The organism is Candidatus Megaera polyxenophila (assembly GCF_029982035.1).
In the GTDB taxonomy this organism is placed as follows: domain Bacteria; phylum Pseudomonadota; class Alphaproteobacteria; order Rickettsiales; family Rickettsiaceae; genus Megaera; species Megaera polyxenophila.
On sequence record NZ_CP104166.1, the window covers coordinates 839141 to 851501 of the forward strand.

General features: G+C 34.9%; 12 protein-coding genes and 2 pseudogenes. 8 read left to right on the plus strand and 6 right to left on the minus strand.

Annotated elements, in window-relative coordinates:
• Window positions 1-3 precede the first annotated feature (3 nt).
• On the minus strand, window positions 4-969 hold the full coding sequence (dusB, locus tag N3Z16_RS04505; protein WP_410519639.1) for a tRNA dihydrouridine synthase DusB: 966 nt from the start codon (window positions 967-969) through the stop codon (window positions 4-6).
• 171 nt (window positions 970-1140) lie between these two features.
• On the opposite strand from dusB, the gene N3Z16_RS04510 reads away from it, so the two are divergent.
• The 8 genes and pseudogenes from N3Z16_RS04510 to N3Z16_RS04545 all read left to right on the plus strand — a co-directional run bounded on the left by N3Z16_RS04510 (window position 1141) and on the right by N3Z16_RS04545 (window position 5385).
• On the plus strand, window positions 1141-1413 hold the full coding sequence (locus tag N3Z16_RS04510) for an SDR family NAD(P)-dependent oxidoreductase (protein ID WP_282486911.1): 273 nt from the start codon (window positions 1141-1143) through the stop codon (window positions 1411-1413).
• A gap of 80 nt (window positions 1414-1493) precedes the next feature.
• On the plus strand, window positions 1494-2318 hold the full coding sequence (locus N3Z16_RS04515) for an IS982 family transposase (RefSeq protein ID WP_458693297.1): 825 nt from the start codon (window positions 1494-1496) through the stop codon (window positions 2316-2318).
• Between the two features lie 98 nt (window positions 2319-2416).
• On the plus strand, window positions 2417-2671 hold the full coding sequence (locus N3Z16_RS04520; protein WP_282485543.1) for a hypothetical protein: 255 nt from the start codon (window positions 2417-2419) through the stop codon (window positions 2669-2671).
• A gap of 73 nt (window positions 2672-2744) precedes the next feature.
• On the plus strand, window positions 2745-3482 hold the full coding sequence (locus tag N3Z16_RS04525; protein WP_282486913.1) for an IS91 family transposase: 738 nt from the start codon (window positions 2745-2747) through the stop codon (window positions 3480-3482).
• A gap of 4 nt (window positions 3483-3486) precedes the next feature.
• Window positions 3487-3924: an IS200/IS605 family transposase gene (gene tnpA / locus N3Z16_RS04530; protein WP_282485546.1), complete on the plus strand. Its 438-nt coding sequence runs from the start codon at window positions 3487-3489 to the stop codon at window positions 3922-3924.
• A 54-nt stretch (window positions 3925-3978) separates the two neighbouring features.
• Window positions 3979-4470, plus strand: coding sequence for a transposase (locus tag N3Z16_RS04535; RefSeq protein WP_282486914.1), 492 nt, complete (start codon window positions 3979-3981; stop codon window positions 4468-4470).
• Between the two features lie 195 nt (window positions 4471-4665).
• Window positions 4666-4827 (plus strand): annotated as a pseudogene (locus N3Z16_RS04540) (IS982 family transposase); the annotation flags it as partial.
• Window positions 4828-4833: 6 nt separating this feature from the next.
• Window positions 4834-5385, plus strand: coding sequence for an SDR family NAD(P)-dependent oxidoreductase (locus N3Z16_RS04545; RefSeq protein ID WP_282486964.1), 552 nt, complete (start codon window positions 4834-4836; stop codon window positions 5383-5385).
• A 41-nt stretch (window positions 5386-5426) separates the two neighbouring features.
• Here N3Z16_RS04545 and N3Z16_RS04550 read toward each other — a convergent pair whose 3' ends face one another.
• The 5 genes and pseudogenes from N3Z16_RS04550 to N3Z16_RS04570 form a co-directional block, all read right to left on the minus strand.
• The gene (locus N3Z16_RS04550) at window positions 5427-5960 is read right to left on the minus strand and encodes a DedA family protein (RefSeq protein ID WP_282486917.1); all 534 of its coding nucleotides are present in this window, start codon (window positions 5958-5960) and stop codon (window positions 5427-5429) included.
• 198 nt (window positions 5961-6158) lie between these two features.
• Window positions 6159-7367, minus strand: a complete 1209-nt coding sequence (gene odhB / locus N3Z16_RS04555; protein ID WP_282486919.1) for a 2-oxoglutarate dehydrogenase complex dihydrolipoyllysine-residue succinyltransferase — start codon at window positions 7365-7367, stop codon at window positions 6159-6161.
• Between the two features lie 53 nt (window positions 7368-7420).
• Window positions 7421-10225, minus strand: a complete 2805-nt coding sequence (locus tag N3Z16_RS04560; protein WP_282486920.1) for a 2-oxoglutarate dehydrogenase E1 component — start codon at window positions 10223-10225, stop codon at window positions 7421-7423.
• Window positions 10226-10659: 434 nt separating this feature from the next.
• Window positions 10660-11789: pseudogene (locus N3Z16_RS04565) on the minus strand (IS91 family transposase).
• A gap of 73 nt (window positions 11790-11862) precedes the next feature.
• Window positions 11863-12117, minus strand: coding sequence for a hypothetical protein (locus N3Z16_RS04570; protein ID WP_282485543.1), 255 nt, complete (start codon window positions 12115-12117; stop codon window positions 11863-11865).
• Window positions 12118-12361 lie beyond the last annotated feature (244 nt).

Consider the following 12361-nt stretch of genomic DNA (forward strand, 5'->3'; position numbering starts at 1 on the left):
GTGTTAAATAGAACTATAAAATTCTTGAATTTTTTCTTTTACCACATCGGCATTGACAGTCCGATTAATAAAAGCCCTAAACTCGCTAGAATTGGGGAGTCCACTACTATACCAACCCAAATGCTTTCTAGCCAGTTTTACTCCAGCATCCATACCATAGTAATTTATCATATCATCATAATGATTTAAGACAATTACTAGCTGCTCTTTTAGGGGCGGATCAGGTAATTTTTTGCCAGTTTTTAAAAAATGGGCAACCTGTGAAATAAGCCATGGTTTGCCGTAAGCACCTCGCCCGATCATTATACCGTCAGCGCCAGATTTATTTAGAGCTTCTTTAGCAGAATCGAAACACACTATATCACCATTCGCCACCACAGGAATTTTTATTGATTTTTTTACGTAAGATATAAATTCCCAATCTGCTTTTCCTGAGTAAAACTGACATCTGGTCCTACCGTGTACCGTGACCATTTTTATACCGGCATCCTCGGCTATTTTTGCAATAATGGGAGCATTTTTTGTATTATCATCCCATCCGGTTCTCATTTTCAGAGTAACCGGAATTTTTACCGCTTTCACTGTAGAATACAATATTTCAGCTGCTAATTTTTCATCTTTCATCAAAGCTGAACCGGAATATCCACCTACAACTTTCTTTGCAGGACAACCGAAATTTAAGTCAATGATTTTAGCACCCATGTCCTCATTCATTCTAGCAGAATCGGCTATAACCTTAGGCTCACAACCAGCCAACTGAACACAAGCACCAGTTGCATCATCATGCAATATAGCAGATTTCTTCATGGATTGGTGAGATTGGACAATCATAGCCCTACTTGCTATCATTTCCGAAACAACAAGACCAGCACCAAAGTGTTTAACTAATTTCCTATACGGCAAGTCAGTCACTCCGGACATTGGAGCAAGTATTACTGGACTTGATAACTCAATATTGTCAATATAAATTGTCACTTCTAATTTTATTTTCGGAAAAAACTCAATCTTATAGCATAGGTAAAGCATAAAATCATCAAATAATTCACCCCTTTGTTAAGAAATAAAATCAGATAGACCAATCGCTTGGCATTATTATAGGAAACACTGGAGTTTATCAAATTGATAAAAAATAAAACCATTATGAATAAACAAACAATATTAATTACTGGAGCTACCAGTGGCCTTGGCTATGAGATCGCTATGCAATATGCCACGCCACATGTTAGATTAATACTAGTCGGAAGAAACGTTTATCAGCTAAATAAAATAGCTAATTTATGCAACCTCAGAGGAGCTCAAACTCATCTACTTGCCCTAGATATAAGAGAGAAAAAAGCACTAACCGACCATTTAACAGATTTTTGTAACCAATACGGAATTGATATACCCCAGTTCGGGATAAGGATTGCATAAATATATAGTAGATACAAGGGTTGCAAGATGGTGATGCCTGTGATAAAGCTCTTTTTTAACAAAAAATGGCAACCACAGGCATGAAAAAAGATATCACGGAATTGTACAGCTTTATAGATGATTTTTGCCAAATTTACTCTGGTTACGAAAAAAAGCAATTATTACCTGGCAATAAACAGCGAAATCGCTTATGTAGTATGAGCTTGAGCGAGATTATGACGATCATGGTAATGTATCATACGTCTCATGCAAAGAACTTTAAATATTTTTACAAAACTTGTATAGAGTATATCCACAAAAACGATTTTCCGAATGCCTTAAGTTATAACCGTTTTGTAGAACTAATGTCTAGATTATTTTTACCGTTTAATATACTTTTGCATATGTTATTTGGCGAAGAAACTGGCACATATTTTATGGATACTACCGCAATCAAAATCTGCCACAATAAAAGACGCTATAGGAATAAAACATTTGCTGGGCTTGCCAAGCAAGGCAAATCATCTATGGGCTTTTTTTATGGGTTTAAATTACATTTAGTGATCAACGAAAAAGGTGAATTTATCGCGCTAAAAATGACTAAGGGAAACGTAGATGATAGAGTTCCTGTGCTTGATCTAACAACGGATTTAACTGGTTTTATATACGCCGACAAAGGTTATATTAAGCAAAATCTATTCATTAATTTATATGAAAGAGGATTGAAAATGGTGCATGGAATTAAAAAGAATATGCCAAATAAATTAATGGATTTAAACGAAAAAATCTTACTACGCAAACGAAATATAATTGAAACTGTATTTGATTATTTAAAAAAAAATATAATTGAAACTGTATTTTTGATTAAAAAACAAGATAAGCCACCTATCGGTGGCAGCTTAAAAGAAGATACTCTTGACCGATAAATATTTATGGAGGATTATAATACTGGTATTTGATTTGTTTTAACTTGAGTTATAAAGACTGAATGTTAGACATACATAAGATAATATATAATTGAGTTATGAGTAACTTGCACTCTGAGCAGCATTTGGTCAATGAATTAGCGGTAAAAACTCTTAAGGCCATTTCTAAAGAGCAAGCAATTCCTTACAGCAGGATCAAAAAGATTTTTTCCGAAGGAGATAAGGAAATAGCCAAGGCTTTCTGGATAATGTTGCGAAAAATATCTCCCAATCATAAGTATAATTCTGTTTACTATTGCCCTGATTGTAAAGAATTTGATTTAGAACGCAAAGGAAGAAAGATTCCTTGGTAAGAAAACATTAACTATAAGTAATTTATGGAAATAGTCGGTAAAGGAATATCTATAAAACATATTTTTCTAGACCGTGGTAATTGGTCTCGATTTCGCTAAAAAATACGGCAAGCTAAGATACGGCATTATTTTCAACGTCACTAAAGTTATATCGTGTGGAACGAAATATTTAGGATTTAAACGTTATAGCTGCCGTGATTGTAACCGCAATAAATCGGTAGCATTCAGCTGTAAAGGTAGGTTTTGTTCTCGTTGTGGTAAGAAACAAACGGATCAATGGGTGAGTAAGGCTAGCAATGTTCTACCAAAAACACGATGGCAGCACATTACATTTACAATGCCGGACTCTTTATGGCCGATATTTTGGCTCAATCGTGATCTGTTTGGATTGATTTCCGGTATTGCAGCAGGAATTATTAAGGAGATAGCTACAAAGAAAAATCTTGTGGTTGGTATATTTACTGCCTTACACACTTTCGGTAGAGATTTAAAACGCAATGTTCATATCCATTTATCGGTTACTTGCGGCGGTATAAATAGCAAAGGCAAGTGGCAAAAATTATTTTTTCCTGCCGAACCTATTAAAAAAATGTGGAGACATAGAGTCCTTGAGTTATTTCGCTTTCAATATATCTCAAGTAATTTGAAGTTGCCGTCCGCATATCAAAATGCTGAGAATTTTAATAACTGGATGAGTAGTTTATACGAAATCAGTTGGTATGTTTATAGTCCCTTTGGTGGTGAAAACCTCCATCTTCCAGATGGAAAAGCTTTAGCTTGTCTAATGCGCCATGATGCGGTAGCATCATAAGTCTATGACTTACTATAACAAAAGATCACATTCAGTTTTTTATCATCGTTATCATATAGTATGGATAACGAAATATCGCTATAAGGTACTTACTTACGACATAAAAAAACGTGTTCGGGAACTAGTGTTACAGGTAGCTGAGGAAATGAGTATAAAGATAGAAAATGGCGTTGTATCAAGCGACCATGTCCATATATTTGCAAATATTCCTCCGCATATTAAAATTAGTGAATTTGTTCAGAAAGCTAAGGGAAGATCATCTAAAAGAATACAGGAAGAATTTCCGATACTAAAAAAGAAATACTGGGGTAGACATTTATGGGGCAGAGGATACTTCAGTTCAACTAGCGGTAATGTTACAGATGATATGATTAACGAATATATCAACAAACACACTGACGCTCATGAGACCGACTTTACTTCAAATATTAGGCTAGAATGAGCTTTAGCTTGATAAGCGACTTCTAGTCGCAAAGATCAAACTTTCATCTCTCAGATGAAAGTGGTTGATTTACAAAAACCATCGGATGATCATAAACGCAACATAGAATATTTAGGGCGGTATATAAAACGCCCCCCTATTTCCGAGACAAGAATAGAAAATTACGACGGAAAGCAGGTAACGTTTAAATTTCTTGATCACTATAATAATACAATTGATCGCATAACTATGCCCGTGATGCAGTTCATAGCTAGTCTGATTATGCATATACCAGATCGTTATTTTCGAATGATTAGGTATTACGGTTTTTTATCTAATAGAACTAGGGGCGTACAATTACCTATCGTATATAAGGCAATTAATCAAATCGTTCATAAGAAAACTAAGCTCATTAGTTGGAGATTAATGATTTGGTTGAATTTTAAAATAGATCCTCTGTTTTGCTATAATTGCAATAAATGTATGAATCTGCGGCAAGTTTATTACGGTTTATCTCCGCCATTGTTATTAATAAGAATCAATGAATTATTATCAACGCCTAGATAACATCATTATGGCGAACACTTCTTTCACGTCTTAGCCACATAATTTGTAAAACTGAACCTATTTTTAGATAGATTCTGGCAGAGATTTTTATAAAAGTGTTGATAATTTCTAATATTGTGGCTTGTAACTACATTTTATTAAACGAATTTTCAAAGTTTTGATTAACAATTTTTCTGGTTACAAATTTTGAAATTCCTATACTATAAAATGAACCTTGAACACACGAGACATAGATCACCAATCAATGCCTTTGTGCATATACTATCCACGTTTATATCATATTGCTTTAAAAAAAATAAACCTTCAATAAATTATAGTTTTGATTTATCTCTAAACTACGCGCTTATCCCGAACTGAGGTGATATTGTAGTTGCTTGTGCAGGTGTTTCCGCTGGAACTTTACAAGGGCCAGAGAGCCCCTCTCAAGTTCAAACAATATTTGATACTAATATTAACGGCGTCCTGAACACAATAATGCCTATAATACCGCACATGATTAAAAGAAGAAAAGGAAATATAGTTATTATTAGCTCAATGGCAGGGTTAATTGGCCTTTCCAGTGCTCCTTCGTACTCCGCCAGTAAAGCATGTATAAGGGTTTTTGGAGAAGCGTTAAGAGGATACCTAAAACAATATAACGTTCATACAACCGTTGTTATCCCAGGTTATATCAAAACTCCAATGACTGAAGTTAATAATTTCCCTATGCCTTTTATAATTTCGGCAGAGAAAGCCGCTCAAAAAATAATTAAAGGGGTTAGCAATAATAAGGGAGTAATAGCTTTTCCAACCACTATTTATCTTCTTCTTAAATGTTTTAACGCCTTGCCCAATCAACTAATAGATTATATCAACTCCAAAATCCCGGGGAAACCGGCTTTTGAAAATAATGAACTTAAAGAAGACGATCAATAAACTCTAGAATCTACAGTTGCTATTTATTGAAAAAGTTATTCCTACTGCTTTTGAGTGTTTTTCTTCCATACATAATACAGAACGAGTACGCCGACTAAAACCAGGAAAATGATATTAGCTTGTTTTAAGTACTTCTTTATCAAGTGCTCATTTTCCCCGATAACATAACCTAATGATATTAAAACAGCACACCAGATAGTCCCCCCAAGTAAAGTGTATAGGCAAAAAGGTTTTAAATCCATTTTCGCAAGACCCGCAGGAAATGAGATAAAATGCTTGACTCCTGGTAAAAATCTACCAGTAAAAACTGATATTGCCCCGTGACTAGCAAAAAACTTTTCTATTTTTTCCAATTTAGATTGATTGATAAAAAAGTACTTACCTTTATTCGTAAATAATTTCCTTCCAAAAAAATATGCAATATAATAATTTGCCAGTGAACCGCCTAGAGTTCCAATACTACTTACCACCAAGACTAATAATCCATGCATTTCCCCCTTGTGTACAAGGTATCCGGCCGGAATTAAGGTAATCTCTGCTGGTATTGGTATAAAAGTGCTTTCAACAAATGTCATGATAAATATACCTAGATAACCTAGGCTTTCGACAAACCAAACAATCTCAAGAAAAATCTCATACATTACTATTTATACAACCCTTATTTAGATAAGTTAAGTTAACGTTTTTTAAAATTTGATTATAAGTTGGCAATTTAAAAATACTAGTGCAAAAAGCTTATAACTTAAAATTCTGCATCCATAACTCAAAGTAAACTACAAATCAAAAAGTAATCTTTCCGGATTTTCAATAGCGTTTTTTACTTTAACCAAGAAAGTTACCGCATCCTTACCGTCAATTATTCTGTGGTCATAAGATAGGGCAATATACATCATTGGACGAATTTCAATCTTCCCATCGATAACTACCGGCCTTTCTTGCGTATTATGCAAACCTATAATACCGCTTTGTGGAGGATTAATAATCGGAGTTGAAAGTAATGAACCATAAACCCCACCATTAGTAATAGAAAATGTCCCTCCTGTTAAATCAACCATTGCAAGTTTACCGTCCCGGGCCTTTGCTGCTAAATGTCCTATTTCTTTCTCAACCGTAGAAAAACTCATTTTATCAGCATTCCGCAGAACCGGTACTACCAAACCTTGATCAGTACCAACAGCTACGCCTATGTCGTAGTAACGCTTGTATATTATATCATCTCCGTCTATCTCAGCATTTACAGCAGGTATCTCTTTTAAAGCATTTACAACAGCTTTAACAAAAAATGACATAAACCCCAGCTTAACACCATGCTTTTTCTCGAATTCCTCCCGGTGTTTCTTACGTAAATTAATCACGTTTAACATATCAATTTCGTTGAAAGTAGTAAGAATAGCTGCTGTATTTTGTGAGTCTTTTAAACGCTGAGCTATAGTCTTTCTAAGACGGGACATACGCACTTTTTCTACCGGCTTATCTCCAGGTATTACCGTTTCTATTTCTGGGGCTCTTACGGTAGTTGTTGCTAAAACATTTAGCACATCTCCCTTATTTATTCTTCCGTCTTTGCCAGTTCCTGCAATAGTTGCTGGATTTAGATTATTTTCTTTTACTAATTTCTGTACAGACGGTGGCATAGCACTTACTGAATCCACTTTTTTTTCTTGAATTGTCGGTACTCTGGTTTCTATCCCAAGAACTGGAGTACTTGAGGCTTTTTGATTTACTTCTGTATTTTGGGTCGCTATTCCCGGTTTTATAGAACCTAAAACTTGACCGATACTAACAACGTCTCCTTCTTGCTTTAAAATCGTATCTAATATCCCTTCTGCCACCGCACTAACTTCTAAAGTAACTTTCTCAGTTTCAAGTTCAAGTAATAATTCATCAAGCTTTACAACATCCCCAGCTTTTTTATACCACTTAGCGACAGTTGCTTCAGAGACCGATTCTCCTAACGCTGGTACTATAATTTCAACATTCATAAAATTCTCCAATAATTTCTATAATATAAACGATCTTTTCCCGTTGGGGTTATTTAAAGTTCAAAAGCTTCTTCTAACAAAGTTTCCTGTTGTTTATTATGAATATACAAATAACCAACAGCTGGAGATGCGGACCTTTCTCTGCCAGTATAACTCACTTGTGCTTTAATTCCTGCTTTCTCCAAGCATGAATCTAACTGATGGCGTATAAACTTCCATGCTCCCATATTCCGAGGTTCTTCCTGACACCAAACAAATTTTGAAGCTGTCTGATATTTCTTCATAATTTTTACGACATCTTCTTCTATAAATGGAAATAATTGTTCAAAACGAATAATAACAATGTTATCTATTTTTCTTTCGCTCCTTGATTCAATTAAATCATAATAGACTTTACCAGAACAAAAAATTACTTTTTTTACTCTTTCAGCTTTAATTTCTCTATCAACTTCATCAATTACCGGGATAAATTTTGTTCCTTCATCCAGCTCTGCAAGACTAGAAACAGCTAACTTATGGCGGAGCAAAGATTTAGGCGACATAACAATCAGAGGTTTCCTAAAATTTCTTTTCATCTGACGGCGCAAAAGATGGAATATTGAAGCTGGAGTTGTTGGGTAAGCCACGCACATATTATCCTCTGCGCATAATTGTAAAAACCTTTCCAACCTTGCTGAACTATGTTCAGGTCCTTGGCCTTCCATTCCATGAGGTAAAAGCACAACAATACCACTCATCCTAAGCCATTTTGTTTCAGCAGAAGAAATGAACTGATCAAAAATAATCTGCGCACCATTGGCAAAATCGCCAAATTGAGCTTCCCATATCACTAAACGGTTAGGATCTACTATCGAATAACCATACTCAAACCCAAGCACGCCATATTCAGATAAATTACTGTCCGCAATTTCAAAAAATGCCTGATCTTCCGATATATTATTTAAAGGTTCGTAAATTGATTTATCAGTTTGGCTGTGGAGTACGGCATGGCGATGAGAAAAAGTCCCTCTCTCGACATCTTGGCCAGTAAACCTAATTGGTGTCTTTTCATTAAGTAATGTTGCAAACGCTAGTTGTTCCGCCGTGGCCCAATCAATTGGCTGGTCACTCATCAGGTCATTGCTTCTTACTTCGAATAATTTAGCTAATTTATGGTTTATAGAAAAATCACCAGGGATGCTACAAAGTTTGATACCAATTTCCTGTAGCAAGGACTTATGGACGCCTGTTAACAATTTATCCTCACTAAGACGATCAAAACCAGACCACTGCCCTTCTAGCCACTGAGCTCTTGGTTTATAATTTTTAACCTCATTAAATTCTGAGTCTAAAAAACTCTTAAACTTTTGTTTCAGTTCTGGATAATAATTTCTAGCGATCAACCCTGCGTTACTCAATTTCTCTGAATAGATAGCAGCTGGGGTTTGTTTATTTTTAATTACCTCATACATTACGCTCTGGGTATACATTGGCTCATCGCCTTCATTATGGCCATATTTACGGTAGCAAACTATATCAGCTACCACATCTTTCTGAAATTTTTGCCTATATTCGCAGGCAATTTTAGTAACTAATACTACTGCCTCTACATCATCTCCGTTAACATGAAATATTGGAGCACCAACCACTTTTGCCACTTCTGTACAATATCTACTAGCTCTTGAATCATAGCTATTAGCCGTAAAACCAATTTGGTTATTAATTACTATATGGAATATCCCTCCTACATCATATGGAGCAAGACCAGACATTACTAAACTTTCTGCCATTACTCCCTGGCCACAAAATGCAGCATCACCGTGAATCAAAATACCCACAACTTTTCTACGGTCGCGATTCATACAATCTTGTTTGGCTCTAACTTTACCGGCAACTACCGGATTTACAGCTTCTAAATGCGAGGGGTTTGCTGTTAAAGAAAGATGAACTTTTTTTCCGGATTTAGTAATTTTATCTGAAGAATAACCCATATGATATTTTACATCGCCTGTTACACCAAGATCACTTGGAAAGGCACTGCTTCCCATAAATTCAGAAAAAATAGCTCTATAAGGCTTATTCATAATTTTGGTTAGCGTCGATAACCTTCCTCTATGTGCAAGACCAATCACCGCTTCTTCTGCTCCGATAGATGCTGACTCTTCAATTATTCTATCAAGACTTATTATGGAAGCATCCCCACCTTCTATAGAAAATCTCTTAGCTCCAGGAAATTTTACATGTAAATACTGCTCAAAGCCTTCTACTTCCACTAGGTCTTGTAGCGTTTGTTTTTTTTCCTCTAACGATAGGTTAATATGCGTACTAATACTATCTAATTTATTATATAACCATTCTTGGGCTACTGAGTTCTCCACATGCGAAAATTCCACTGCTACTGAACCGGAATAAGTTCTGTTTAAAACATTGACAAGTTCGCCGAGGGTAATGATTTTTAGATCATCAAATTCTCCCGATACATCAACAAGCTCTGATAACTGATTCGCATTAAAGCCAAAATCTGCTAAGTTTAATTTCAGCTCTTCCTTAGTTTTTTTCACCTCGAGTCCTAACGGATCTAGGTTAGCTAGGTAATGGCCATGCACCCTATAGGCCTTAATCATGAATTTTGCTCTCAAAGAATTTTCCGCTAAAGAAGAACTAGTTGGCACGTCTTGATTAGAAGAAATAACCGGTTTATCCTGGATAATAATTTTGGCAGTGGTTTTCAAAGGGGTGATATCACTTTGTACTGCAAAAAATTTTGTCCAACTCTGGTCAATAGAATTCGGATCTTGTAAATATTTTTGATAAAGCTCCTCAATAAATACTGAGTTACTACCAAATAGAAAACTTGAATATTCAAAATCCTTTCCCACCACTTCCTCCTAAAACAAAATAAATCAACACTTATTAATTAGTATAAAACTACCAAGATTCATAAAATAAACTTTCCAATCCAATAGACAAAAATTTCTACTTCTAAATAAGCTTAGGTATTATTTCTGCATCACTATATAGTTTGGGCAAACAAAGGTGAAAAATAAGCGTTTTCTAAAGTAGGGCCTTATAACCATCAATCCCTGTTTACCAAATCCCCTTATATTTTATAGTATAGGAATTTCAAAATTTGTAACCAGAAAAATTGTTAATCAAAACTTTGAAAATTCGTTTAATAAAATGTAGTTACAAGCCACAATATTAGAAATTATCAACACTTTTATAAAAATCTCTGCCAGAATCTATCTAAAAATAGGTTCAGTTTTACAAATTATGTGGCTAAGACGTGAAAGAAGTGTTCGCCATAATGATGTTATCTAGGCGTTGATAATAATTCATTGATTCTTATTAATAACAATGGCGGAGATAAACCGTAATAAACTTGCCGCAGATTCATACATTTATTGCAATTATAGCAAAACAGAGGATCTATTTTAAAATTCAACCAAATCATTAATCTCCAACTAATGAGCTTAGTTTTCTTATGAACGATTTGATTAATTGCCTTATATACGATAGGTAATTGTACGCCCCTAGTTCTATTAGATAAAAAACCGTAATACCTAATCATTCGAAAATAACGATCTGGTATATGCATAATCAGACTAGCTATGAACTGCATCACGGGCATAGTTATGCGATCAATTGTATTATTATAGTGATCAAGAAATTTAAACGTTACCTGCTTTCCGTCGTAATTTTCTATTCTTGTCTCGGAAATAGGGGGCGTTTTATATACCGCCCTAAATATTCTATGTTGCGTTTATGATCATCCGATGGTTTTTGTAAATAAACATACCAACTGATTTCGTATAAACTACTCATCCAGTTATTAAAATTCTCAGCATTTTGATATGCGGACGGCAACTTCAAATTACTTGAGATATATTGAAAGCGAAATAACTCAAGGACTCTATGTCTCCACATTTTTTTAATAGGTTCGGCAGGAAAAAATAATTTTTGCCACTTGCCTTTGCTATTTATACCGCCGCAAGTAACCGATAAATGGATATGAACATTGCGTTTTAAATCTCTACCGAAAGTGTGTAAGGCAGTAAATATACCAACCACAAGATTTTTCTTTGTAGCTATCTCCTTAATAATTCCTGCTGCAATACCGGAAATCAATCCAAACAGATCACGATTGAGCCAAAATATCGGCCATAAAGAGTCCGGCATTGTAAATGTAATGTGCTGCCATCGTGTTTTTGGTAGAACATTGCTAGCCTTACTCACCCATTGATCCGTTTGTTTCTTACCACAACGAGAACAAAACCTACCTTTACAGCTGAATGCTACCGATTTATTGCGGTTACAATCACGGCAGCTATAACGTTTAAATCCTAAATATTTCGTTCCACACGATATAACTTTAGTGACGTTGAAAATAATGCCGTATCTTAGCTTGCCGTATTTTTTAGCGAAATCGAGACCAATTACCACGGTCTAGAAAAATATGTTTTATAGATATTCCTTTACCGACTATTTCCATAAATTACTTATAGTTAATGTTTTCTTACCAAGGAATCTTTCTTCCTTTGCGTTCTAAATCAAATTCTTTACAATCAGGGCAATAGTAAACAGAATTATACTTATGATTGGGAGATATTTTTCGCAACATTATCCAGAAAGCCTTGGCTATTTCCTTATCTCCTTCGGAAAAAATCTTTTTGATCCTGCTGTAAGGAATTGCTTGCTCTTTAGAAATGGCCTTAAGAGTTTTTACCGCTAATTCATTGACCAAATGCTGCTCAGAGTGCAAGTTACTCATAACTCAATTATATATTATCTTATGTATGTCTAACATTCAGTCTTTATAACTCAAGTTAAAACAAATCAAATACCAGTATTATAATCCTCCATAAATATTTATCGGTCAAGAGTATCTTCTTTTAAGCTGCCACCGATAGGTGGCTTATCTTGCCACTCTACTTAAAAGCTTTAAATAATATTAGTCATATGATTATATTTAAAGTTACCTATAGTAGCTACACAAACAACAAATTCCTATATCA